Annotated in this window: 24 protein-coding genes; 7 read left to right on the top strand and 17 right to left on the bottom strand. The window is 62.8% G+C overall.

The window, feature by feature from the left end:
- Positions 1-41 precede the first annotated feature (41 nt).
- Positions 42-1517: an MFS transporter gene (locus HF916_RS46885; RefSeq protein WP_168795363.1), complete on the bottom strand. Its 1476-nt coding sequence runs from the start codon at positions 1515-1517 to the stop codon at positions 42-44.
- Between the two features lie 189 nt (positions 1518-1706).
- Here HF916_RS46885 and HF916_RS46880 point away from each other — a divergent pair, with 189 nt between their 5' ends.
- On the top strand, positions 1707-2957 hold the full coding sequence (locus tag HF916_RS46880) for an Hsp70 family protein (protein ID WP_168795362.1): 1251 nt from the start codon (positions 1707-1709) through the stop codon (positions 2955-2957).
- A 110-nt stretch (positions 2958-3067) separates the two neighbouring features.
- Here the strand turns inward: HF916_RS46880 and HF916_RS46875 are convergent, their stop codons facing one another.
- Positions 3068-3271, bottom strand: a complete 204-nt coding sequence (locus HF916_RS46875) for a cold-shock protein (protein WP_060858913.1) — start codon at positions 3269-3271, stop codon at positions 3068-3070.
- A gap of 482 nt (positions 3272-3753) precedes the next feature.
- Here HF916_RS46875 and HF916_RS46870 point away from each other — a divergent pair, with 482 nt between their 5' ends.
- A complete protein-coding gene (locus tag HF916_RS46870) occupies positions 3754-5349 on the top strand; it encodes an APC family permease (RefSeq protein WP_168795361.1) in 1596 nt (531 codons plus the stop codon).
- A gap of 86 nt (positions 5350-5435) precedes the next feature.
- Here HF916_RS46870 and HF916_RS46865 read toward each other — a convergent pair whose 3' ends face one another.
- The 7 genes from HF916_RS46865 to HF916_RS46835 form a co-directional block, all read right to left on the bottom strand.
- On the bottom strand, positions 5436-6221 hold the full coding sequence (locus HF916_RS46865) for a DODA-type extradiol aromatic ring-opening family dioxygenase (protein ID WP_168795360.1): 786 nt from the start codon (positions 6219-6221) through the stop codon (positions 5436-5438).
- Between the two features lie 158 nt (positions 6222-6379).
- Positions 6380-6979, bottom strand: coding sequence for a UbiX family flavin prenyltransferase (locus tag HF916_RS46860; protein WP_168795359.1), 600 nt, complete (start codon positions 6977-6979; stop codon positions 6380-6382).
- A gap of 44 nt (positions 6980-7023) precedes the next feature.
- Positions 7024-7335 (bottom strand): Grx4 family monothiol glutaredoxin, encoded by a 312-nt coding sequence (grxD, locus tag HF916_RS46855; protein ID WP_012434475.1) that lies wholly within the window; start codon positions 7333-7335, stop codon positions 7024-7026.
- A gap of 104 nt (positions 7336-7439) precedes the next feature.
- Positions 7440-8303 (bottom strand): peptide chain release factor N(5)-glutamine methyltransferase, encoded by an 864-nt coding sequence (prmC, locus tag HF916_RS46850; protein ID WP_168795358.1) that lies wholly within the window; start codon positions 8301-8303, stop codon positions 7440-7442.
- A 7-nt stretch (positions 8304-8310) separates the two neighbouring features.
- Positions 8311-9393, bottom strand: coding sequence for a peptide chain release factor 1 (gene prfA, locus HF916_RS46845; protein ID WP_168795357.1), 1083 nt, complete (start codon positions 9391-9393; stop codon positions 8311-8313).
- Positions 9394-9515: 122 nt separating this feature from the next.
- Complete coding sequence (gene hemA, locus HF916_RS46840) at positions 9516-10802, bottom strand: glutamyl-tRNA reductase (protein ID WP_168795356.1); 1287 nt, start codon at positions 10800-10802, stop codon at positions 9516-9518.
- 63 nt (positions 10803-10865) lie between these two features.
- Entirely contained in the window at positions 10866-11576 is a 711-nt protein-coding gene (locus tag HF916_RS46835; protein ID WP_168795355.1) for a response regulator transcription factor, read from the bottom strand.
- 204 nt (positions 11577-11780) lie between these two features.
- On the opposite strand from HF916_RS46835, the gene HF916_RS46830 reads away from it, so the two are divergent.
- Genes HF916_RS46830 through HF916_RS46820 form a run of 3 tightly spaced genes read left to right on the top strand, consistent with a single transcriptional unit; the run spans position 11781 to position 14524 of the window.
- Positions 11781-12035 carry a hypothetical protein gene (locus HF916_RS46830; protein ID WP_168795354.1) on the top strand — a complete coding sequence of 85 codons (255 nt, stop codon included), beginning with the start codon at positions 11781-11783 and terminating at the stop codon, positions 12033-12035.
- 19 nt (positions 12036-12054) lie between these two features.
- Complete coding sequence (locus HF916_RS46825; RefSeq protein WP_168795353.1) at positions 12055-13869, top strand: aminopeptidase P family protein; 1815 nt, start codon at positions 12055-12057, stop codon at positions 13867-13869.
- A gap of 31 nt (positions 13870-13900) precedes the next feature.
- The gene (locus tag HF916_RS46820) at positions 13901-14524 is read left to right on the top strand and encodes an HAD family hydrolase (RefSeq protein ID WP_168795352.1); all 624 of its coding nucleotides are present in this window, start codon (positions 13901-13903) and stop codon (positions 14522-14524) included.
- A gap of 21 nt (positions 14525-14545) precedes the next feature.
- Here HF916_RS46820 and HF916_RS46815 read toward each other — a convergent pair whose 3' ends face one another.
- The 7 genes from HF916_RS46815 to ugpB form a co-directional block, all read right to left on the bottom strand.
- Entirely contained in the window at positions 14546-15667 is a 1122-nt protein-coding gene (locus HF916_RS46815; RefSeq protein WP_168795351.1) for a DUF748 domain-containing protein, read from the bottom strand.
- 306 nt (positions 15668-15973) lie between these two features.
- A complete protein-coding gene (gene ettA, locus HF916_RS46810; RefSeq protein WP_168795869.1) occupies positions 15974-17641 on the bottom strand; it encodes an energy-dependent translational throttle protein EttA in 1668 nt (555 codons plus the stop codon).
- A 233-nt stretch (positions 17642-17874) separates the two neighbouring features.
- Positions 17875-18174: a DUF3761 domain-containing protein gene (locus HF916_RS46805; protein ID WP_168795350.1), complete on the bottom strand. Its 300-nt coding sequence runs from the start codon at positions 18172-18174 to the stop codon at positions 17875-17877.
- A gap of 50 nt (positions 18175-18224) precedes the next feature.
- Positions 18225-19313, bottom strand: a complete 1089-nt coding sequence (locus HF916_RS46800) for a sn-glycerol-3-phosphate import ATP-binding protein UgpC (protein ID WP_168795349.1) — start codon at positions 19311-19313, stop codon at positions 18225-18227.
- 87 nt (positions 19314-19400) lie between these two features.
- On the bottom strand, positions 19401-20246 hold the full coding sequence (ugpE, locus tag HF916_RS46795; protein ID WP_168795348.1) for a sn-glycerol-3-phosphate ABC transporter permease UgpE: 846 nt from the start codon (positions 20244-20246) through the stop codon (positions 19401-19403).
- Positions 20243-21127, bottom strand: a complete 885-nt coding sequence (gene ugpA, locus HF916_RS46790; protein ID WP_168795347.1) for a sn-glycerol-3-phosphate ABC transporter permease UgpA — start codon at positions 21125-21127, stop codon at positions 20243-20245. The genes ugpE and ugpA overlap by 4 nt, the downstream gene beginning before the upstream one ends.
- 77 nt (positions 21128-21204) lie before the next feature.
- Positions 21205-22530, bottom strand: coding sequence for a sn-glycerol-3-phosphate ABC transporter substrate-binding protein UgpB (ugpB, locus tag HF916_RS46785; protein WP_168795346.1), 1326 nt, complete (start codon positions 22528-22530; stop codon positions 21205-21207).
- Here ugpB and HF916_RS50035 point away from each other — a divergent pair.
- Both HF916_RS50035 and HF916_RS46780 read left to right on the top strand, forming a co-directional pair.
- Positions 22520-22672, top strand: coding sequence for a hypothetical protein (locus tag HF916_RS50035; RefSeq protein ID WP_206001990.1), 153 nt, complete (start codon positions 22520-22522; stop codon positions 22670-22672). The two genes, ugpB and HF916_RS50035, sit on opposite strands and share 11 nt — an antisense overlap.
- Positions 22673-22837: 165 nt before the next feature.
- The gene (locus tag HF916_RS46780) at positions 22838-23815 is read left to right on the top strand and encodes a glycerophosphodiester phosphodiesterase family protein (RefSeq protein ID WP_168795345.1); all 978 of its coding nucleotides are present in this window, start codon (positions 22838-22840) and stop codon (positions 23813-23815) included.
- Positions 23816-23917: 102 nt separating this feature from the next.
- Here HF916_RS46780 and ychF read toward each other — a convergent pair whose 3' ends face one another.
- Positions 23918-25012 (bottom strand): redox-regulated ATPase YchF, encoded by a 1095-nt coding sequence (ychF, locus tag HF916_RS46775; RefSeq protein WP_168795344.1) that lies wholly within the window; start codon positions 25010-25012, stop codon positions 23918-23920.
- Positions 25013-25113 lie beyond the last annotated feature (101 nt).

The raw sequence follows: 25113 nt of genomic DNA, 5'->3' as shown, positions 1-25113 counted from the left end.
CGTGTATTGAAGTAGAACGCGCGGCGAAGACCGCGCGTTTTTTATTCCGCATCCTCCGCGACGCTCGACAGCGGCGTGGCCACGCTCTCCAACGACTTTCGCTCCGCATCCACGCCCCAGATCGCCGCGATCACCGCCGCCGCGAGCATCAGCCCAGAGCCGACCAGATAGCCCGAAAAGACCTCGCTGCGCTGATGCGTGTCGATCAGCCGGCCGAAAAACGCCGGCCCGGCGATGCCGCCGAGCGCCGTGCCGAACGCGTAGAAAACCGCGATGGCCAGCGCGCGAATTTCCAGCGGAAACGATTCGCTGACCGTCAGATAAGCCGAACTCGCGGCCGCCGATGCGAAGAAGAAAATCACCATCCACGCGATCGTCTGCGTCACGACGGTGAGCATCTGCTGCTCGAACAGGTAGCCGCTCAGCGTCAGCAGGATGCCGGAGATCGCGTAAGTTGCCGCGATCATCTTGCGCCGCCCGATCACGTCGAAGAACCGGCCGAGCAGCAGCGGGCCGAGGAAATTGCCGAGTGCGAAGGGCAGCAGATACCAGCCGATGTGGTCACCCGGCACGTTGTAGAAGTCGGTGAGCACCAGCGCGTAGGTGAAAAAGATCGCGTTGTAGAAGAACGCCTGCGCGGTCATCAGCGACAGGCCGACCATCGCTCGCCGTCGATGCACGTTGAAGAGCGTATGGAATACCTCGCGCAGCGGGGTATGTCCGCGAGCGCGTAACCGCAGGCGCGTGAGGTCGTCGTCGGAGAGTGTGTGGCCTCCGTTGCGAAAGCGCGTTTCGATGCCTTCGACGATCGCGCGGGCGTCGCGCTCGTCGCCGTGAGTGAGCAGCCAGCGCGGGCTTTCGGGCACCCAGATGCGCATCGGCAGAATCCCCAGCGCGAGCACCGCGCCGATGAAAAAGCAGGCGCGCCAGCCCCAGTCGGGCGGCAGCAGATGCGGATCGAGCAGCACCAGCGAGCCGGCCGCTCCGAGTCCCGCGCCGATCCAGAACGTGCCGTTGATGCCCAGATCGGTCCAGCCGCGCACGCGCGCCGGCGTAAATTCCTGGATCGTCGAATTGATTGCCGTGTATTCGCCACCGATCCCGGCGCCGGTCAGGAAGCGAAACAGCAGAAAGCTGGCCAGATTCCACGACAGCGCGGTTGCCGCAGTCGCCGCCAGATACAGGGCGAGCGTGATGAAAAACAGCTTGCGGCGTCCGAGCCGGTCGGTCAGCCAGCCGAATCCCAACGCGCCGAACACCGCCCCGGCGATGTAGGCGCTACCGGCCAGACCGACGTCGGCGTTGGTAAAGTGCAACGATGGACTAGACTTCAACGCACTTGCGACCGCGCCCGCCAGCGTGACTTCCAGACCGTCGAGCAGCCACGTCACGCCAAGCGCCACCACGATCAGCGAGTGAAACCGGCCCCAAGGCAGGCGGTCGAGCCGTGAGGGCAGATCCGTTTCGACGACCGAGGCGTTTTTTTCGTGGACAGCGGCAGTAGGCGGCGCGCTCATTGCTTGAAGTCTCCTCAATTCCGAAAATTGGCGGCGTATCCTGTCAAAATGAGCAATATTCGTTCCGTCGAGCTGGGCTTTTGCGTAACCGCGAGCGCGCCCGAAACGTCAGTTGATGCTGATTGGGCTTTCGTGTTACAAAGCCGCTCCCCTTTCTGTCCGCGCCAGCCGTGAGCGGCGATTCCTGCCATGAACTATTGCGCGATTGACTTTGGTACTTCCAACTCGGCCGTGGCCGTTCCTGTCGGCGGCGCGCTCAAGCTCGCGCCGGTCGAGGGCGCCTATACGACGCTGCCCACCTCGGTCTTTTTCAATACCGACGAAAACACCCGAGAATTCGGACGGGCGGCGCTCGCAGCCTATATCGACGGCTTCGACGGCCGTCTGATGCGTTCGATGAAGAGCATTCTCGGCTCGCCGCTCGCCGAGAACTCTACCGATCTCGGCGACGGCTCCGCGATCAAGTACACGGACGTGATCGCGATCTTCGTCGAGCATCTCAAGCGTTCGGCGGAAAAAAGCGCCGGCGGCCCGATCCATCGTGCCGTGCTCGGCCGCCCGGTGTTTTTCGTCGACGACGACCCGCGTGCCGATCACATGGCGCAGCAGCAGCTCGAAGCCGCTGCGCGCTCAGTCGGCCTGCGGGAAATCCACTTTCAGTATGAGCCGATCGCGGCCGCGTTCGACTACGAATCGCATCTGACGGAAGAAGGGCTCGTGCTAGTGGCCGACATTGGCGGCGGTACCTCGGACTTTTCGCTGGTGCGGGTCGGGCCGGAGCGGATGAAGCGCGTCGAGCGCAAGGATGACGTGCTGGCGCACCACGGCGTGCACGTCGCGGGCACGGATTTCGACCGTCGCGTGGAATTGGCGACGATCCTGCGCGAAATGGGCTATCAGACGCTGGACCCGGAAGGCCGTGAGATTCCGAACCGGATTTATTTCGATCTGGCGACCTGGCATCTGATCAACACCGTCTACTCCCCGAAGCGCGTCAGCGAACTGACGCTGATGCGGCACCTGTTCACCGAGGTCAAGCATCACGACCGTCTGATGCGCGTCGTGGACCGCCGCCTGGGTCATGCGCTGGCGGCGCATGCGGAAGAGGCGAAGATCGGCGTGGCGGCGGGCGGAGAGACCGTGATCGACCTCGATGAAGTGGAAGACGACCTGCGCCTCGCGTTCGACGAAGCGCAACTCATCAAGGCCGGCCAGGACGAAACGCTGCGCATTGTGCAGGCGGCGCGCGACACGGTACAGGCGGCCGGCGTGGCGACACGCGACGTCAACGCGATTTACTTTACGGGCGGTTCGACCGGATTGGCGTTTCTATCGGGCGCATTGGCGGCGGCATTTCCGGATGCTAGAGCGGTATTCGGCGACCGTCTCGCGAGTGTCGCGACTGGACTCGGCATTCACGCGCGGCGTCTATTCGGATAACCAAAAGCACCAACCGCATACTGCGAAGATAATCACCGTTCGCAATAGCGGTGGATATAAAAAAACCCCGCCGAGGCGGGGTTTTTTGCGTCCAGAAGGAAGCGTGTTGCTTACGCCGGCTTGATGTTAGCAGCTTGCTTGCCCTTCGGGCCCGTCTTCACTTCAAACGTAACCTTTTGGTTTTCTTGCAGCGTTTTGAAGCCTTCCGTGCGGATTTCCGAGAAATGCGCGAACAGATCTTCGCCACCGCCGTCCGGCGTGATGAAGCCAAAGCCCTTTGCGTCATTGAACCACTTGACGGTACCGGTTTCCATATTACTTGTTCCTAAAGATGGTAAATAAGGCCGAAGCCCAGAGGGTGCATGAAAATCAAGGAAGGGGTAATGGGACCAACCGGAGTACCGTTGATGGGCGAACTACGAAAGACCAATTCACTCGCCGCTTGAAATCCTGCCCGAACGTTATACGGCGATTTTGAGAGAAGGTCAACAGTCTCCCCACAACTTTACGAATTTTCGCCACCTTGGCGTAAAAGTTGCTTACAAAGCTTGCCATTCATCTGAATTTTTTGCTAGGGAGAACCCTTGGTTTCGCGACAGGTGCTGGGTGCAACCGTTAAACTACGCGCCTCGCGTCGGTTGCACCTTTTTTGGACTGGGCCGTCGCGTACGCATGCGTGTCACCCGTCTCCAGCGCCTCCAGGCGATGTCACGCGGTGCCGACATGGTTCTGCTGCAAACTTGCATGGGGCGGGGTCGGTGCCAAAGCGCACACTCCGGCCGACACAGGAGAAGACGTGAAAAGTTCTATACAACGGAACATCGGGCCGTTCGCGCTGATGCTGACGGGCTTAGGTTCCATCATCGGATCGGGCTGGCTGTTCGGCGCGTGGAAGGCTGCAAAAATTGCCGGCCCCGCTGCCGTTTGTGCATGGGTGATCGGCGCGGTTGTGATTCTCGCGATCGCGTTGGCCTATGCGGAACTCGGCGCGATGTTCCCGGAGTCGGGCGGCATGGTGCGTTATGCGCGCTATTCGCACGGTGCGCTGGTGGGATTCATTAGCGCATGGGCCAACTGGATTGCCATTGTCTCGGTGATTCCGATCGAGGCTGAAGCGTCCATTCAATATATGAGTACGTGGCCCTATCCCTGGGCGCATGCGCTATTCGTGGATGGGTCATTAACCATTAACGGGTTATTGCTGTCCGCTGCGCTCGTGATCATTTACTTCATGCTGAACTATTGGGGCGTGAAACTGTTTGCGCGCGCCAATTCGGCGATCACGATCTTCAAGTTTCTGATTCCCGGCGCGACGATCCTCGGCTTGATGCTGACGGGCTTCCACAAGGAAAACTTCGGCGAAGCGAGTACTTTCGCGCCGTACGGCTGGTCGTCGGTGCTGACGGCGGTATCGACGAGCGGCATCGTGTTCGCGTTCAACGGTTTCCAGAGCCCGATCAATCTCGCGGGTGAAGCGCGCAATCCGGCCAAGAGCGTGCCGTTCGCGGTGATCGGCTCGATCCTGCTCGCGCTGGTGATTTACGTGCTGCTGCAGATCGCGTATATCGGTGCGGTGAATCCGAGTGACGTGATGAAGGGCTGGAGCCACTTCAACTTCGCTTCGCCGTTCGCGGAACTCGCAATCGCGCTGAACCTGAATTGGCTGGCAATTCTGCTGTACGTCGACGCATTCGTCAGCCCGAGCGGCACCGGTACGACCTACATGGCGACCACCAGCCGCATGATCTACGCGATGGAACGCAACAACACGATGCCCAAGATGTTCGGCAACGTGCACCCGTTCTACGGCGTGCCGCGTCAGGCGATGTGGTTCAACCTGCTGGTGTCGTTCATTTTCCTGTTCTTCTTCCGCGGCTGGAGTTCGTTGGCGGCGGTGATCTCGGTCGCAACCGTGATCTCGTACCTGACCGGCCCGATCAGCCTGATGGCCCTGCGCCGCGCGGCGACGGACCTCGAACGTCCGCTGCATATCCCGGGCATGAAGATCATTGCGCCGTTCGCGTTCGTCTGCGCGTCGCTGATCCTGTATTGGGCGAAGTGGCCGCTGACCGGCGAAATCATTCTGCTGATGGTCGTCGCACTGCCGGTGTACTTCTACTTTCAGGCAAAGTCGGGTTTTGCCGGCTGGGGGCGTGATCTGAAGGCGGCGTGGTGGCTCGTCGCTTATCTGCCGGTGATGGCGATTCTGTCGCTGATCGGCAGCAAACAGTTCGGCGGTCACGACCTGATCCCTTACGGCTGGGACATGGTGGTGGTTATCGCGTTTTCGCTAGTGTTTTATTACTGGGGCGTGACGAGCGGTTATCGCTCGGAATATCTGGACGAGCGCAGCGAGCATGACGAAGTGCTCGAAGGCATGGGCGCGCATTAAGGTGCTGCGCTTAAGTCTGTAGAAACCCCCCGCCTAACGTGCTCAGGCGGGGGTTTTTTCTTTTCTGCCGAGCTTATGACGCTGCGTCAGGCTGTGCCGAACACGTAGTTCGTCATGGCCAGCGAGCGCTGGTAGGTTCCGAGCGACTGGATGGCCAGCGAATAATCGTCGTCCGCCGCGCCCAATGCGGCGAATACCGGCAGCAGATGCTCGTCGGTGGGATGCATCAGCACTGCATGCGGCGCCTGGCGGCGATAGTCGAGCAGCGCGTCGATATCGTGCGCGGTGAGTTTTTCCTCGAACCAGTCGGTGAATTCGGCGACCCGTGGATCGGCGTCCTCAGGGCGCGCGGAGAAGTCGGCGGCGCGCAGATTGTGCGTGATCTGGCCGGAGCCGATCACCATCACGCCATCGTCTTGCAACGACCGCAGCGCCCGGCCGACGCGAAAGTGATGCGTCGCGTCCATGTGCGGCTGGATCGACAATTGAGCGATGGGCACGTCGGCGGACGGGAACATGAGCAGCATCGGCACCCACGCGCCGTGGTCGAGTCCGTGCGGCTGGGCGCCCGCGAGGATGCCGCTCTCACCGAGCAGCACGGCCGCGCGGCGCGCCACATCGGGCGCGCCCGGGGCCGGATACTGAATTTCGTACAACTGACGCGGAAAGCCATAGAAATCGTGGATGGTTTCCGGCGCCGTGGACGTGCTCGCCACCGGCTGCGCCGTGCCCCAATGGGCCGACAGCATCAGCACGGCCTCCGGACGCGGCAACTGGGCGCTCAGCGCGCCGAATTCGGCGGACGGCAACGACGGGTCGATCGGCAGCGTGGGCGCGCCGTGGGACAGGAAAAGCGAGGGTAAGCGGTTCATGGCAGCAACGCGGCCGCGGGAGCGCGGCGCAGAGATTGGGTTGCTACCAATATAGGGCTGCACCGCAATTTGATAAACGGGCTAAAACAGAATTGATTGTGTCGCGGATGTTGTGAATCCGTGCGTATGCGCGGACATCGCCCGCCGGGGCTGACGCGCTATTCCTGCGCGCCGCGCAGCCCAGCCCACGCCGGCGACAAAGCCGGTCCGAGCGCGAACAGATCCAGCACGCGCGCCACGGTGTGATCGACCATTTCGTCGATGGACGCGGGTTGGTTGTAGAAGGCAGGCAAGGGCGGGAAAATCACGCCGCCCATTTCAGTGACGGCCGTCATGTTGCGCAGATGCGCCAGATTGAACGGCGTCTCGCGCACGAGCAGCACGAGGCGGCGGCGCTCCTTGAGCGTGACATCGGCGGCGCGCGTGATCAGATTGTCCGAGAAACCGTGCGCGACGCTGGCGAGCGTCCTCATGGAGCAAGGGGCGACGACCATGCCGTCGGTGGCAAACGAGCCGGACGCGATGCTAGCACCGACGTCGCGCACCGAGTGAACGACATCCGCGAGCGGATGCACGTCTTCTTTGCTCAACTGGAGTTCGTGCTGGATATTGAGCCAGCCCGCGCTGGAAATCAGCAGATGGCTCTCGACACCGCCCAGCCTGCGCAGCGTTTCGAGTATCCGGATGCCGTAGATGGCACCGGTCGCGCCGGTGATCGCGACGATCAGCCGGCGTGGCGCCGCAGCGCGTGTTTCCATGGCTCGCGGCGCCTTGGGGATAGAAGCGTGTGAACCGTGGCCGCTCAGGCCGCGGCGAACAGTTGCTGCAGTTCGCCCGATTCGTACATTTCCATCATGATGTCCGACCCGCCGACGAATTCGCCCTTCACGTACAGCTGCGGAATGGTCGGCCAGTTCGAGAACTGCTTGATGCCCTGGCGGACTTCGTCGTCTTCGAGCACGTTGACGGTCTTGATCTCACCGACGCCGCATGCCTTCAGAATCTGGATGGCGCGGCCCGAAAAGCCGCACATCGGGAACTGAGCGGTGCCCTTCATGAAGAGGACGACATTGTTTTCGTCGACGATTTGCTTGATGCGTTGTTGCGTATCCATGACTGACCTTGCGGTTCCGTTATGTGTAGGGAATAGGCTGAAATGATAGCGGATTTCGATACGGCCGGCCGAGCGCCGCTTTGTCCGTGCAGCGTTTGTGGATATTAGGCGATGCGCGAGCCGTCCAGACGCCCGCCACTGATCCGTTCGATGCCGGCCAGATCGCGCTCTGAGCGGACTTGCGCGAAACCTTGCGCCGTCAACAACGCGCGCACGGCTTCGGCCTGATCGTAGCCGTGCTCGATCCACAATACGCCATCGGCGGCGAGCCGTGTGGGCGCACCGGCGATGATCGCGCGGATCGCGCTGAGCCCGTCGGCTTCATCGGTGAGCGCGCCGCGCGGTTCGAAGCGCAGATCGCCTTCGTCCAGATGCGGATCACCGCTCGCGATATACGGCGGATTGCTGACGATCACGTCAAAGCGCAACGTGGCGTCGAGGGAGTCGTACCAGTTGCTTTGCGTCAACGACACGACGCCGCCGGGGCGTTGCACGTCGAGCAGGCGGGCGGCGTTGCGCGTGGCGACCGCCAGTGCTTCGGCGGAACGGTCGAGCGCCCAGACCTGCGCGTCTGGCCGCATCGACGCAATCGCGACGGCAATGGCGCCTGTGCCGGTGCCAAGATCGAGCACGCGAGGTCGCGAGAGGTTTTCCAGCGCCGTCAGTGCGGTGTCGACCAGCAATTCGGTTTCGGGGCGCGGAATGAGCACGTGCGGCGTGACTTCGAAATCCAGCCCGAAAAATTCCCGGGCGCCGACCAGTTGCGCCACCGGTTCGCCGGCAACGCGCCGTGCTTCCAGTGCCTGGTAACGCTCGACGAATTCAGTGTCGAGCGCTTCGTCGCTGCGCGTAATCAGCTGCGTGGGCCGCCAGCCGAGCACATGCGTGAGCAGGATGCGCGCTTCCAGCGGCCGCAGCGGCGAGGCGCGCAACAGCGCGGCGGGTGTGGCGGGTGTGGCCGAACTCATGCGCGGGTTAGTCCGCGTCGCCCAGCGAGGCCAGCAATTCGGCCTGATGCTCGCTGACGAGCGCCGCGATGAGCTCGTCGAGATCGCCGTCCATGATCGCGTCGAGGCGGTAGAGCGTGAGGTTGATCCGGTGATCTGTCAGACGCCCTTGCGGGAAGTTGTACGTGCGAATCCGTTCCGAGCGGTCGCCCGAGCCGATCAGGCTCTTGCGCGTGGCGGCTTCCTTCGCCTGCTGCTCGTGCGATTGCTTGTCCTTGATGCGAGCCGCCAGCACCTTCAGCGCGCGGTCCTTGTTCTTGTGCTGCGAACGGTCGTCCTGACATTCGACGACGATCCCGGTCGGCAAGTGCGTGACGCGCACCGCGGAATCGGTCTTGTTGATGTGCTGCCCGCCCGCGCCGGACGCGCGGAACGTATCGATCCGCAAATCCGCCGGATTGATCTCGACTTCGCCGATTTCGTCCGCTTCCGGCATGACCGCGACCGTGCACGCCGACGTGTGAATGCGCCCTTGGGTTTCGGTCGCCGGCACGCGTTGCACGCGATGGCCGCCGGACTCGAACTTGAGCTTCGAATAAGCGGCTTCGCCGGCGATCCGCACGATTACTTCCTTGTAGCCGCCCAGATCCGATTCGCTCGCCGACATCATCTCCACTTGCCAGCGGCTGCGTTCGGCAAAGCGCAGGTACATGCGCAGCAGGTCACCCGCGAACAGCGCGGATTCGTCGCCACCCGTTCCGGCACGGATTTCGAGGAAGATGTTGCGGTCGTCGTTCGGGTCTTTCGGCAGCAGCATTTTCTGCAACTCGGCGCCGAGCTTTTCCATGCGCTCGCGGGCCGCGCGAATTTCGTCTTCGGCGAAGTCGCGCATCGACGCATCCGCCAGCAATTCCTGCGCGGTGGTTGCGTCGTTCATGGCTTGGCGCCACAGCGCGTAGTGGTCGACCAGCGGCCCGAGCTCGGCGTGTTCCCGCGTGAGCTTGCGGTATTGGTCGAGATTCGAGGTGATGTCCTCGCGGCTCAACAGATCGTTCAGTTCGGCCAGCCGGGTAGTGAGCTGGTCGAGCTTGCGTTGCATGCTCGTTTTCATCGGACGGGTATCGGAGCGGGCTCCGGCAAGGATGACAACTAGGGAGTGGGCTGATGCCCTGGTCAGAAGCACGTCGCGGGCCACTTGCGGGTAGCCCGGACAGCGCGGCGGTGGCTGCGCCGCTAACGCTCCGTGGAACCGGAGTGTTTGTAGAAACCGCCCATGAGTTCGATGAGCGTGTCACGGTTCTCGCTGCTCGCGCGATTGAGCGCGTGCGTGGGACCGTGGATCAGTTTATTGGTGAGCGATTGCGACAGCGCTTCGAGCACGACGGCCGGATCGTCGCCGCGCGCGAGCATTTTCTGCGCGCGTTCGACTTCAGCGCGACGCAGCACGTCGGCCTGCGTGTGCATATGGCGGATTACCGGCACGATGCTGCGCGCGTCCAGCCATTGCATGAAATTCTGCACGCGCGTCTCGATGATCGCTTCGGCCTGCGCAACCGCGGCTTGCCGCGACGCATTGCCTTCGCGGACGATCGCGCCGAGGTCGTCGACGGTGTACAGGAACACGTCTTCGAGCTTGCCGACTTCGGGTTCGATATCGCGCGGTACGGCCAGATCGACCATGAAAATCGGCCGGTGGCGGCGCGCTTTCACCGCCCGCTCGACCGCGCCCAAGCCGATGATCGGCAAGGTTGACGCGGTGCACGACACGATGATGTCGAACTCATGCATGCGCGAGGGCAGGTCCGACAGCGGAATGGCGCGGCCGCTGAAGCGCTCGGCGAGACGCGTGCCGCGCTCGGCCGTGCGGTTGGCGACCACGAGTTCCTTCGGCTGCTGCGCGGCAAAGTGCGTGGCGCACAACTCGATCATTTCACCCGCGCCGATGAACAGCACGCGCTGGTTCGCGACTTTGTCGAAAATCCGCTGGGCGAGGCGCACGGCGGCGGCCGCCATGGAAACCGACTGCGCGCCGATTTCGGTCGTGCTGCGCACTTCCTTCGCCACGGCGAAGGTGCGCTGGAACAGCTGGTTCAAATAGGTGCCGAGCGCGCCGGCTTCCGACGCGGTACGCACTGCATCCTTCATTTGTCCGACGATTTGCGTTTCGCCCAGCACCATCGAATCCAGCCCGGACGCGACGCGGAACGCGTGGCGCACGGCTTCCGACTGCGGCAGCGCGTAGACGTGCGGCGCGAGTTCGTCGATGGGCAGGTTATGGTACTTGGACAGCCACTGGATCGCGGCTTCACGCGCGGCCTGGTCGTCGGTCGCGCAGTAGAGTTCGGTGCGATTGCAGGTGGACAGAATGGCCGCTTCCGGCGCCGTGCGGGCCGACGGGCCCAGCCAGACGCTCTTGAAGGTGTCCAATGCAGGCTTGATCTGTTCGAGCGGAAACGCCACGCGTTCGCGCAAGGCGACAGGCGCAGTGTGGTGATTGATTCCGATCGTTAGAAGCTGCATTTGGGGGCGCTATGGTTTAGCGGAATATTATAGCGTTTCCACGATTTTCACATTGTGCGTGGCTTATTCCGCGTTTACCACGGCGTCCGGCGGGATCGCGTCGAGTTGATAGCCGTAGCCGTAAAGCGGTGTCAGACAATAGCCGTGTTCAGGATGAAGCTGCAATTTGCTGCGCACCCGCGACGCGTGGGTGTCCACCGTGCGCGACCTTACGTCGCGTCGGCGCGTCCAGACGTTTTCAAGAATATGCGCTCGCGACACCGGCCGCGAGAGATTGCTGAACAGCAGCAGCGCGAGGCGAAATTCTTTCGGTGTGAGCGTGACCGTTTGCTTACGGAATGTGACGGCAAATTGCGCCACATCGAACGCATATTCGCCAATGATGTCGCGCCGCCGGTTGGGCGGCCGCCGCAAGCCTGCGCGGCGCAGCAGCGCGTCCATGCGGGCCAGCATCTCCGGACCGCGGACCGGTTTGGTCAGGCAGTCGTCGGCGCCGGCGTGAAGCGCGGCGACAATCTGGCTTTCGCGCGGCGCCGACATCAGCACAATCACTGGCAAGCCCGGCAGGATGGCGCGGGCGCGCGGAATGACGTCTTCGGCGGAATGGTCGCCGGCCCAGCTTTCGGTGATGAGAAGGTCGAAGAATTCTTCGTTGGCGCGCGTCAGAAACGGCACGCTCGCGGTGAAGTGCTGACACAGATGACCGCCGGCGAAGACCAGCCGGCCGACCAGTTCAGCATGCCGCAAGTCCGGCTCGATAAGGGCGATTCGCATGACGCGCTTTCAGCGTGGCAATGACCGGGGACCAGGCTTTTCCGTAAGGCCGACAGCTTGCCTAACATCACCCCGACCCCTAAACTCAACCGCTATGCGGAAAGCGCCGTGCTGAACTTCTATAGTTAATGAGACAAAAATGCTAGCTGTGTTAGCCCCTTGCGCCAATGAGACGAATCCGAAATTGCGCGAGGCCAGCCGTTAATGGGGTGGCCCGGCCTTGTAGTGTTGGGGGCGGCGATTGGTCTCGCGGGCTGGTGGTTGCATCCGCTGCGACGCGCGAGTCGCGCCCGGTGGTGGGTGGCGCTGCTGGCCGGCGTGCTGGGCGCAGCCGTCGCGCACATGGCCGGCAACGTGATTGGTCTCTTCCATGACGGTGATACGCTCGAATGGCCGGTATGCACCGGCGTCGCGTTGATCTCCGTTGCCGTGACGGTCGGCTTGCTTTCCCGTCGATGAATATTTGCAGGTGACTCCGATGAATGCCCGACTCCCCGAAACTTCCTCCATTCCCGAACGGCTTGCCACCTTGCGCAACGCAATGGCGCGCGAAGGCGTCGCCGCCTACTTGGTGCCGTCCGCCGACCCGCATCTGTCCGAATATCTGCCCGGCCGCTGGCAAGGCCGGCAGTGGCTGTCCGGCTTCACCGGCTCGGCCGGCACGCTGGTCGTGACCGCGGACTTCGCCGGCGTCTGGACAGACAGCCGCTATTGGGAACAGGCCAACGCGCAACTGGCCGGCACCGGCGTTCAGCTGATGAAGATGACCGGCGGCCAGCAGACCGTGCCGCATTTCGAATGGCTTGCTCAGAACGTGCCGGCAGGCGCCACGGTCGGCGTGGACGGCGCCGTGCTCGGCGTGGCGGCCGCGCGGGCCTTGAGCCAGGCGCTGGACGCGCGCGGCGTGCAGTTGCGCACCGACGTCGATCTGTTCGACGCGATCTGGCCGCAGCGTCCGTCGCTGCCGGCGGCCGCCGTGTTCGAGCACGTCGCGCCGCATGCTAGCGTCGCCCGGTCGGACAAGCTGGCGCAGATTCGCCGCGCAATGGCGGACAAAGGCGCGCAATGGCACTTCATCTCCACGCTCGACGACCTCGCGTGGCTGCTGAATCTGCGTGGCGCCGACGTCAGCTACAACCCCGTGTTCGTGGCGCACGCGCTGATCGGCGTCGACCACGCGTCGCTGTTCGTCGCCGACGGCAAGGTGCCGCAGGCGCTGGCCGATGCGCTGGCGAAAGACAACATCAGCGTCGAGCCGTATGCCAAGGCGGCGGACGCGCTGGCCGCGCTGCCCGCCGGCAGCACGCTGCTGATCGACCCGCGCCGCATCACGTTCGGCTCGCTGCAATCGGTGCCGTCCGCGGTCACGGTGGTCGAGGCCGTCAATCCGTCCACCTTCTTCAAATCGCGCAAGACCGAGGCGGAAGCCGAGCATGTGCGCGAAACCATGGAACAGGACGGCGCGGCGCTGGCGGAATTCTTCGCATGGTTCGAAGGCGCGCTGGGTCGCGAGACGATCACCGAACTCACCATCGACGAACGGCTGACGGCGGCTCGCGCGCGCCGTCCGGGCTTCGTGTCGCTGAGCTTTGCGACGATCGCCGGCTTCAACGCGAACGGCGCGATGCCGCACTACCGCGCCACCGAGGAATCGCATTCGGTGATCGAGGGCAACGGCCTGTTGCTGATCGATTCCGGCGCGCAGTACCTGAGCGGCACGACCGACATCACGCGTGTGGTGCCGATCGGCACCCCTAGCGATGCGCAGCGTCGCGATTTCACGATCGTGTTGAAGGGCACCATGGCGTTGTCGCGCGCGCAGTTCCCGCGCGGCATCCGTTCGCCGATGCTCGACGCCATCGCCCGCGCGCCGATCTGGGAAGCCGGCGCCGATTATGGCCACGGCACCGGTCACGGCGTGGGCTACTTCCTGAACGTGCACGAAGGTCCGCAGGTGATCTCGCACTACGCGCCGGCCGAACCGTGGACCGCGATGGAAGAGGGCATGATCACCTCGGTCGAACCGGGCATTTACCGTCCGGGCAAATGGGGCGTGCGGATCGAGAACCTCGTGCTGAACGTGCCTGCCGGTCAAACCGAGTTCGGCGATTTCCTCAAGTTCGAAACCTTGACGCTGTGCCCGATCGATACGCGTTGCCTCGATCTGTCGCTGCTGCGCGAGGACGAACGCGCGTGGCTGAACGCGTATCACGACACTGTGCGCACGCGTCTGTCGCCACACGTGTCGGGCGACGCCAAAGCGTGGTTGGAGTTGCGAACGCAACCCATCTGATCGCGATCGGGAACGAGCTTACGGAGAATGCATGGCCATCAAGGCAGTGGTGTTCGATTTCGGCGGCGTGCTGATCGACTGGAGCCCCGAGTATCTGTATCGGGAACTGATCCCTGACGAGACCGAGCGCCGCTGGTTTCTGACTCACGTCTGCTCGATGGACTGGGTGATCCGTCAAGACGGTGGCCAGCCGATCGTCGAGGCCACCGCCGAACTGGTTGCGAAGTTTCCCGATCACGAAGCGCTGATCCGTGCGTTCTACGAACGTTGGCACGACATGGTGGCCGGTGTGCTGGAGGAGGGTGTGGCGCTCATGGAAAAGCTCGAAGCGGCCGAGGTGCCGCTTTTCGGGCTGACCAACTGGTCGGCGGAGACCTTTCCGTATGCGTGGGAACATTACCCGGTGCTGCGGCGGTTTCGCGACATCGTCGTGTCGGGGCGGGTGAAGCTGGTGAAGCCCGATCCGGCCATTTTCGCGGCCATGCGCGAGCGGATCGAGGCGCAATTGCCGGGCGTCGAGCCCGCCGAACTCGTCTTCATCGACGACAACCCGAAGAACGCCGAGGCCGCGACGGCGCTCGGTTGGCACGGCGTGCATCACACCAGCGCCGCGCGAACCGAAGCGAAACTGCGCGAGTTGGGGCTGCCGGTTTAAGGCTGAGGCGTCTGCCTCGGCCTACTGCCCAAGTAGATTCTTCAACGCGTTACCCAAGCCTTTCACTGTTTCTCCCGCACCCTTTGCCACGTCCTCGACGCTCACCCCGAGCGCCTTCGCAAAACCGGTGCCGATGCGCTTCATCAGGCCTTCCTGCACCGAGAATTTCGGGTCACGCAGATTCCCATCCAGAACGAAATGCAGCGTGATGTCGCCGTTGTGCGCTTTGAGCGCGGCGACGGCAGCCTTGGTCGGAATCGACATGAAGGTGTCGAGAGGACTGCCGCTGTCGGCGAGTTGCAGATTGTGGATCGTCAGCGTGCCGGGTGCGTGCAACTGGTAGTTGCTCACCGTCGAGTCGATCGTCAGATCGACCGTGCCGCCTGTCACTTGCGCCTTGGCGCCGGCCTTCTTGATCAGATACGGGTCGAGCATCACGAGGTCGACGCCGCGCAGCTTGCTCGTAGTCTGCGAATCCTTGTTGGCGACCTTGATCCAGCCACCGAACGAGACCGTGCCCGTATGCGCCGGGCCCTTGATCGAGCCCGTGACATTGACGTTGGTCGGCTCAGTGAGGGCGGGCAGGCGCAGATTGTCGACAGTCGCGTTGGCATCGCTGACCGTCACTTTGAACGCCGGCGGCCCGACCGTCATGTCGTAGAAATGGAAGTTGCCCTGCTCGAAGCTGATGTGATCGATCTGCTTTTCGCGGGGAATGGACGCCGCCGCGCCACTGGCTTCGATATCGGATTGATTCACCGTTTCTCGCAGATTCGGCATCAAGCGAATCGTGCCGTCCTTCGTGCGCAGCACGGCGATGTCGAAGCCGCGCACCACCACGCTGCGAACATGCATGCGCCGCGCGATCAGATCGCGAATGTCGGGAGTAAGGGTGATTTCGTCCGCTCGGAGCGGATCTCCGGCCGGCCAGCCGGGCGGCGCTTTGAGAACAACGTTGGTGAGATGAACCGAAGTGAGGCCGACGTCGATAGTTTCGGCGCTGCCCAAGGGACCGAGCGCCGCGATCACGCGCTCCTTGACCTCGCGTTGCGCGAACTGCAGAGCACCGACCACGACGACAATCAGCACCAGCAGCACACCGCCCACAGCGACGGCCCAGCGCTTGCCCTTCGACATCGCCATGCTTGCCTCCTCGTCACCGCGTCGGCGCGGTGTGGCAGTGATTGGCTTATGCGCACGCCGGGTGGGCGCGCGCTTAGATGTGTTCGTCCAAGGCGGAACGTGCAACACACGCATCCCGCCGCGATGACGTGTATCACGCCATGGCACGCAATGCGTGTGCCCTACCGCTCATACGGTTGACGCCAGGCGTGTTTGCCGCGCGAGCCACGTTGCGCCGCGAAGTGACGCCGTTCGAGCGCCTGAAAAACGGCCATCGAGGCGGCCCACGCGTCAATAAATCCGACGCGCAGGCCACCCGATCCGAACTTATCGTGCGATCGGCTTGTAACGCAGACGCTTCGGACGCGCAGCTTCTTCACCCAGACGCGCACGCTTGTCCGCTTCGTATTCCTGGTAGTTGCCGTCGAAGAACGTGATTTGCGAATCGCCTTCGAATGCCAGAATGTGCGTGGCGATCCGGTCGAGGAACCAGCGATCGTGCGAGATCACCATCACCGAGCCGGCGAACTCCAGCAAGGCGTCTTCGAGCGCGCGCAGCGTTTCGACGTCCAGGTCGTTCGACGGTTCGTCCAGCAGCAGCACGTTGCCGCCGGCGATCAGCGTCTTCGCCAGATGCAGCCGGCCGCGTTCACCGCCCGACAGATTGCCGACCACTTTCTGCTGATCGCCGCCCTTGAAGTTGAAGCGGCCAATATAGGCACGCGACGGCGTTTCGTACTTGCCGACCGTCAGCACGTCGGCGCCGCCTGAGATTTCCTCGAACACGGTCTTCGAGCCGTCGAGCGCGTCGCGGCTTTGATCCACGTAGGCGAGGTTGACGGTCGGGCCTTTCACGATCTCGCCCGAATCCGGCTGTTCGCGGCCGGTCAGCATGCGGAACAGCGTCGACTTACCCGCGCCGTTCGGCCCGATGATGCCGACGATCGCGCCCGCCGGAATCTTGAAGCTGACGTCGTCGAGCAGCAGACGGTCGCCATACGACTTGCTGACGTTCTTGAACTCGATCACTTCATTGCCCAGACGGTCGCCGACCGGGATGAAGATTTCCGAGGTTTCGTTGCGCTTCTGGTAGTCCTGACTGTTCAGTTCTTCGAAGCGGGCGATACGCGCCTTCGACTTCGCCTGACGGCCCTTCGGGTTCTGGCGCACCCACTCCAGTTCCTTCTTGATCGCCTTCTGACGCGCCGACTCCGTCGATTCTTCCTGCTTCAGGCGCTCTTCCTTCTGATCGAGCCAGCTGCTGTAGTTGCCCTTCCACGGAATGCCGTGGCCGCGGTCGAGTTCCAGAATCCACTCGGCGGCGTTGTCGAGGAAGTAGCGATCGTGGGTCACAGCGACCACGGTGCCCGGGAAGCGCGTGAGGAATTGTTCGAGCCAGTCGACCGATTCCGCGTCCAGGTGGTTGGTCGGCTCGTCGAGCAGCAGCATGTCCGGCTTTTCGAGCAACAACTTGCACAGCGCGACGCGACGTTTTTCGCCGCCCGACAGATGTTCGATCTTCGCGTCCCAAGCCGGCAGGCGCAGCGCGTCGGCGGCGATTTCGATTTGCTGTTCCGCGTTGCCGCCGTCGGAGGTAGCGAGGATCGCTTCGTACTTGGCTTGTTCGGCGGCGAGCGCGTCGAAGTCGGCGTCCGGTTCGGCGTAGGCCGCGTAGATTTCGTCGAGCTTCTTTTGCGCGTTGAACACGTCGCCGAGACCTTCCTCGACCGCTTCACGCACCGTCTTGTTCGGATCGAGTTGCGGTTCCTGCGGCAGATAGCCGATGTTCAGGTTCGGCATCGGCGTGGCTTCGCCTTCGATGTCCTTGTCCACACCGGCCATGATGCGGATCAGCGTCGACTTGCCCGAGCCGTTCAGGCCGAGCAGGCCGATCTTCGCGCCGGGGAAAAACGACAGCGAGATGTCTTTCAGGATTTGACGCTTGGGCGGCACGATCTTGCCGACCCGGTTCATGGTGAAGACGTATTGGGCCATTTGCTTGCAATAGACGTTGACGACGCCGGCCGCGTGGGGGCGGGCGGTCGTGGGTGGATGGGTAATCGGTGTCATGGCCGGGCGGAGTGCCCGGCGCCGGCCGGCGCGGCATGAAGCGCGGCGTCGAACTTCGCGACGCCCCGCGCGCGGGCGGGTGGTTCAGGTGGCATTGTACTTCGGCAGGAGCGCGGGACGGCAGTGGCTGTCCGTTCGGCCAGGGCCCGCTCGGACGCTCAGAGCCAATCCGCCACACCGCCATGCCGCGAACAGGTGCCGCTGTGATGCCGGCTGAAGCTGTAAGTGGCATCGCGGCAGCGTGCGGTCGCGCCTTCCGGCGCCTTGCCGGATAACGAGCGGGCGGGCGCGTGCACGGTGTTGCCGTCGCGATTGCTATAGGTGTTGTGATTGCTGAGGTCTGATTCGTCGGGCGTGGTGCCCGGCGCGACATACGCGAACGCCGACGACGCGCTGAACAGCAGCGCCGCGGCAACTGCCGCGCAGGCACGGAAGGTGTGACGAGTCATGCCTGTCATGGTCTTTCGAGTGCTTGTTATTCTGACCGCTTGTGCGTTTTGCCGGGTCTTCAATTCGCGCGCCGTCCGCTCGCCGGATCGAAGAAATGCAGATGCCGCGCGGGTAGCGCGACTTGCAGCGCTTCGCCTGCCGCGGGCCGATGTGTATGCGGCAAGCGCACCGTCACATCGTGCTTGCCCCAACGCCCGTGCGCGAGATTATCCGCGCCGAGCAACTCGCAGGAATCGACGGTGAGCGTCGCGTGAGGCGCATCCGCCTGGCCGGGGCTCATGTGTTCCGGGCGAATGCCGAGGGTCCACTCGCGTCCCGTGGCGACTTCCCGGCCGATCGACGCCACGCCCGTCAGCGGCAACTTCGGACCGTTGCCGGCCACTTCGAAAACAGAGCCATCGTCCGACACGCGGCCTTCCAGCAGATTCATCCCCGGCGAGCCGATAAAGCTCGCCACGAACACTGTGGCGGGCCGTTCATAGACATCGGTCGGCGCACCGATCTGCTCGGCGTGGCCCTTGTTCATCACGATCACACGCTGCGCCAACGTCATCGCTTCGATCTGATCGTGCGTCACGTACAGACTCGTCGTAGCGAGCCGCGCATGCAGGCGCTGGATTTCGAGCCGCATCTGCACGCGCAGGCGTGCGTCGAGATTCGACAACGGTTCGTCGAACAGAAACACGGCCGGCTCGCGCACGATCGCGCGACCCATCGCGACACGTTGCCGTTGGCCGCCTGACAACTCGCGCGGCTTGCGTTGCAATAGCGCTTCGAGTTCGAGAATCTGCGCGGCGGCGTTCACGCGCTTCGCAATCTGCGCGCGGTCCACGCCCGCGATCTTCAGCGCGTAGCCCATGTTTTCGGCGACGCTCATATGCGGATACAGCGCGTAGTTCTGGAACACCATCGCGATGTTGCGATCCTTCGGCTCGAGTTGGTTGACCACTTTGCCGGCGATCGAAATGCTGCCTTCGGAGATGCGTTCGAGTCCCGCCACCATCCGCAGCAAGGTCGATTTGCCGCAACCCGACGGGCCGACCATCACGACGAACTCGCCGTCGGCGACGTCCACGTCGATGCCGTGCAGCACGAACTGTTTGCCGTCGTAGGTTTTTTTAACGCCTTGCAGAGTCAGTGCAGCCATGCCGTTTTAGCCTTTCGTTGCTTGCCGCGGATCGCGCGGTGTTGTCTATTTTTCGATGCCGGAAGAAGCTCGCTTACGTGGCGCCGCTTACTTTTCCGCGTCCACGAGTCCGCGCACGAACCAGCGTTGCATCGTCAGCACGACCGCGAGCGGCGGCAGCATCGCGAGCAGCGTCGCGGTCATCACCAGATGCCATTCGGTGGCCGTGTCGCCCGACGCGATCATGCTTTTGATGCCGACCACGGCCGTCGTCAGAGACTGCTGGCTCGTGATCAGAATCGGCCACAGGTACTGATTCCAGCCGTAAATGAACGTGATCACGAACAGGGCGGCCATGTTCGTCTTCGACAGCGGCAAGACGACGTCCCAGAAGAACCGCATGGCGCCGGCGCCGTCGATGCGCGCCGCTTCCATCAATTCGTCCGGCAGCGTCATGAAGAACTGACGGAACAGGAAAGTCGCGGTGGCCGAGGCGATCAGCGGCAACGTCAAACCGCTGTACGTATTGCTCAGATGCATCGACGACACGACCTGCACGGTCGGAAAGATCCGCACTTCGACCGGCAGCATCAGCGTGATGAAGATCAGCCAGAACGCGAGGTTGCGAAACGGAAAACGGAAGAACACGATCGCGTAGGCGGAGATCATCGAAACGGCGATCTTGCCGATCGAAATCACCAGCGCCATCACGAGACTGTTGAACAGCATGCGGCCGAACGGCGCCGCCGCGTTGCCGCTGCCTTGCGACCACACGGTCGCGATGTTCTCGAACAGATGCGTGCCCGGCACCAGCGAGAGCGGCACGCTGAACACTTCGTGCTCGCTCATGGTCGCCGCGCAGAACGCGACGTACACCGGAAACACCACCAGCACGACGCCGAGGATCAGCACCGCATGGCAGAAGAGGTCGAAACCGCGGCGGTTCTCGATCATGAGTATTGAACCCTGCGTTCGATGAAACGGAATTGCACGACCGTCAACGCGACGACGATCACCATCAGGACCACCGACTGCGCGCCGGAACTGCCGATGTCGAGCCCCTGAAAACCTTCGGCGAAAATCTTGTAGATCAGCGTGCGGGTCGCCTGCGCGGGACCGCCGCCGGTGGCGGCGTCGATCACCGGGAAGGTGTCGAAGAATGCGTAGGTGATGTTGATCACCAGCAGGAAGAAACTGGTCGGCGACAAAAGCGGCAGTGCGATGCCGAAGAAGCGCCGCACCGGACCAGCGCCGTCGATCGCCGCCGCTTCGATGAGCGAGCGCGGAATCGCCTGCAAGCCCGCGTAGAAGAACAGGAAGTTATAGCTGACCTGTTTCCAGACGGAGGCGAGCACCACGAGGAACATCGCCTGGCCGGCGTTCAGCGCGTGGTTCCACACAATGCCGTATTTGGCCAGCGTGTAAGTGACGAGGCCGATGCTCGGGTTGAACAGGAACGACCACAACACCGCTGCGATCGCGGGCGCAACCGCGTACGGCCAGATCAGCAGCGTCTGATAAGTCCTGGCGCCGCGCGTCACGCGATCGGCGCAGACCGCCAGCAGCAGCGAGATCACGAGCCCCGACACGGTGACGAGCGCGCAGAAGATCAGCGTCGTGTAGAACGACGAGAGGTAGAGCGGATCGACGAAGAGTTGCTTGAAGTTGGCAAGGCCGACAAACTCGCTCGACGTGCCGAACGCGTCCTGGCTTTGCGTGGATTGCCAGAGCGCCTCACCGGCCGGCCACAGAAAGAACAGCAGCGTGATCGCGAGTTGCGGCGCGACGAGCAGGTAGGGCAGCAGGCTGGTGCCGAAGCTGGAGCGCTTTTCCATTGATGATTTCCAAGGTTCTGCTGCAACCACGGGTTCCGGTGCGGGCGCACCGGAACCCTGCCAGCTCAATGATCTGCTTAGTTGCCGGCTTTCTCGAAGCGGCGCAGCAGTTCATCGCCACGCGACACGGAAGCGTCGAGCGCCTGTTGCGGCGTCTTCTTCTGTGCCCAAACCTGTTCGAGTTCTTCGTCGATGATCGTACGGATCTGCGGCATGTTGCCCAGACGCAACCCCTTGGTGTACGGCAGCGGCGGCTTGTTGAGCATCTGCTTGATGGCGGTGTCGCTGCCCGGATTCTTCTCGTAGAAACCTTGCTGCTGCGTCAGTTGATAGGCGGCGGTGGTGACCGGCAGATAGCCGGTGTCCTGATGCCACTTGGCCGCAACCGGCGCCGACGACAGGTACGAGAGGAATTTCGCCACGCCCTTATAGACCGCCGGATCTTTGCCCGACAGCACCCACAGACTCGCTCCGCCGATGATCGCGTTCTGCGGCGCGCCCTTCACGCTGGCGTCGTACGGCATCATGCCGGTGCCGAAGTTGAACTTCGCGTACTTCTTGATCGTGGCGAGCGATCCCGACGAGTTGGTGATGATCCCGCAGTCGCCGCTATAGAACTTCGACACCGGTTCGTCCTTGCGGCCGACGTAGGTGAACGTGCCTTCCTTCTGCATGTTCTGCAGGAACTGGATATGCGCGACCTGCAGCGGCTTATTGAATTCCAGTTGCGCGTCCGGGCCGTCGAAGCCGTTGTTCTTCGACGCGAACGGCACGCCGTGCCAGGCGCTGTAGTTCTCGAGTTGAATCCAGCTCTGCCAGCCTGACGAATAGCCGCACGCCATGCCCGACGCCTTCAGCTTCTGCGCGTCGGCCTGCAATTCGGCCCAGGTTTTCGGCGGCTGGTTCGGGTCGAGGCCGGCTTTCTTGAAGGCGTCCTTGTTGTAATACAGCACCGGCGTCGAGCTGTTGAACGGCATCGAGATCAGCTCGCCGGTTTTGGCGTCGCTGTAATAGCTGGCGATGGTCGGCACGAAGGCCTTTTCATCGAGCGGTACGCCGGCTTGCTTGAATACTTCCGAGACGGGAATCACGGCCTTCTTGGCCTGCATCATCGTGGCGGTGCCGACTTCGTAGACCTGCAGGATGGCCGGCGCATTGCCGCTGCGATACGCGGCGATGCCGGCGGCAAGCGTCTGGTCGTAGGTGCCTTTGAAGACCGGCACGATCTTGTAGTCGCTTTGCGATGCGTTGTACGCGTTCGCGATGTCGTTCAGCCGTTCGCCCAATGCGGCTTCCATGCCGTGCCAGAACTGGATCTCAGTCGCGGCATGGGCCGCCTGGCAGAGGCCGACGCTCAATACGGCGGCAACGGAAAGCGAACGGATTAGCGGCTTGAAACTCATCGATTTGTCTCCAGAGGTAACGGGCGCGGATGCGAATCGCGCGATTCTATTTGTGTTCGATGACAGTCCGGCGACGGTGGCCGGGCGGCGCGCACCATTTTTGACAGGCGCCGAATGCCGCAATTTAACATCGGTGTCATAAAACGGAAACAACCGGCGGTTGAAGGTGAAAGTTTGCGCGAGGGCAAGACGAGGCTTCGTTCGCTAGACGCGACTGTTTCTGCAAGGGCATGATGAGCGTCGATTCAGGTCATACCGGTCGATTTCTTTCCGGTTGCGTCACGGTGCCTATTAATCAGGATTGCAGATGCTGAGTTCAGTGCGGTTGGTGTTGAGCAGCTGGATTGCGGGTCTCGTGTTGGCCGGGTGTTCGTTCACGCCGGCGGCACACGATGACCATACCGTCTCCCGGGTAAGCGCGTTGCCGGCGATCATCGCGCATCGCGGCGGCACGGGTGACGCGCCGGAGAACACGCTCGAAGCGATCCGCCTGTCGATCGAGCATCGCGCCGACGCAATGTGGCTTACCGTGCAGTTGAGCAAGGACGGCGTGCCGGTGTTGTATCGGCCGGCGGATCTGTCGGCATTGACCGACGCGAAAGGGCCGGTGTCCGCCTATACCGCAGCGGAACTCGCCCGCGTGAATGCAGGCTGGACTTTCCGCGACGGACAGGCCTATCCCTACCGCGAGCATCCTTCGGGCATTCCGACGCTGCGTCAGGCGTTGCGCGCCATGCCGGCGAGCATGCCGGTCATCCTCGACATGAAGGCGCTGCCCGCTGGGCCGCAGACGCAAGCCGTCGCGCGCGTGCTCAATGAAGAGAACGCGTGGCAGCGCGTGTCGATCTATTCGACCGAGGCGGATTATCAACAAAGCTTTGCCGCGTATCCGCAAGCCAGGCTGTTCGAATCGCGCGATGCAACGCGTGGGCGGCTCGCGCGTGTCTTGTTGAATCAGGGCTGTGTCGACGCGCCGGCCGAACACGCGATGACCGCGTTCGAGTTGCATCGCCCGCTGATGGTGGTGGAGACGTTCACGCTCGGAGAAGGACGGTCGAATGTGCAGGCTACGCTCTGGACGCCTGCAACGGTCGCGTGCTTCCGGCAGAAGCCGGACGTGCGCATAGTCGCGATTGCCGTGAACGACACAGACGATTACCGGACGGCGGCGTGCCTCGGTATCGATGCGGTGCTGGCGGATTCGCCGGCGAAAATGGCGGCCGTTAAAGAGGGCATTGCGTTGCCGTTGCGATGCGGGCGTGCTGGCGCAACTGGCGGTCAGTAAAACAAAGAGCCCGCTTTGAGGAGCGGGCTCTCTTGAGGTGGCGTGCCGCGGCTGGCGGCGCTCAGGTTTTCACCTGTGGCAGCCTCGCGCCGCAGCCAAAACTTAAACGTTAAACAGGAAGTTCATCACGTCGCCGTCGTGCACGACATATTCCTTGCCTTCCGCACGCATCTTGCCCGCTTCCTTCGCGCCTTGCTCACCCTTGTAGGTGATGTAGTCGTTGAACGCGATCGTCTGCGCACGAATGAAGCCGCGCTCGAAGTCCGTGTGAATCGCGCCCGCGGCCTGCGGCGCCGTATCGCCGACATGGATCGTCCACGCGCGCACTTCCTTCACGCCGGCGGTGAAGTACGTGTGCAGACCCAGCAGCTTGAAGCCGGCACGGATCACGCGGTTCAGCCCCGGCTCTTCCATACCCATGTCGGCGAGGAACACTTCCATGTCGGCTTCATCGAGGTCGGCGATTTCCGCTTCGATCGCGGCGCACACGGCGACGACCGGCGCGCCTTCCGCTGCTGCGTGCTTCGCGACCGCGTCAAGATGCGGGTTGTTTGCGAAGCCGTCTTCCTTCACGTTGGCCACGTACATGGTCGGCTTGGCGGTGATCAGGCAGAACGGTTTGAGCGTGGCCTTTTCTTCGTCCGACAGGTCGAGCGCACGGACCGGCTTGGCCTGGTCGAGCTGCGCGCGCACCTTTTCCAGCACGGCCGCGTTCTTGATCGCTTCCTTGTCGTTACCCGACTTGGCCGCCTTCGAATAGCGCGCCAGCGCTTTTTCCACGGTCGCGAGGTCGGCCAGCGCCAGTTCGGTGTTAATCACTTCGATATCCGACAGCGGATCGATCTTGTTCGCGACGTGAATCACGTTCTCGTCTTCGAAGCAGCGCACCACATGCGTGATCGCGTCGGTTTCGCGGATGTTGGCGAGAAACTGGTTGCCCAGACCTTCGCCCTTGCTCGCGCCGGCCACCAGACCGGCGATGTCGACGAATTCCACCACGGCCGGCAGGATGCGCTCCGGCTTGACGATTTCCGCGAGCGCATTCAGCCGCGCGTCCGGCACCTCGACGATGCCGACGTTCGGCTCGATCGTGCAGAACGGATAGTTTTCGGCGGCAATGCCCGCCTTGGTCAGCGCGTTGAACAGGGTGGACTTGCCGACGTTAGGCAGGCCGACGATGCCGCATTTGAGGCTCATGGAAATCCTTCAATGAATCAGTAAGTTGCGTGATGCGCTCGACGCTGTGTGCAGGATTCGCGAAGCCTTCGCGTGTGGCGTGGCGGACCAATGCAGCGGAG

Source organism: Paraburkholderia aromaticivorans (assembly GCF_012689525.1).
GTDB lineage: Bacteria > Pseudomonadota > Gammaproteobacteria > Burkholderiales > Burkholderiaceae > Paraburkholderia > Paraburkholderia aromaticivorans_A.
Note: the sequence above shows the minus strand (reverse complement) of the source record. Positions and strands in the feature narration are given on the sequence as shown.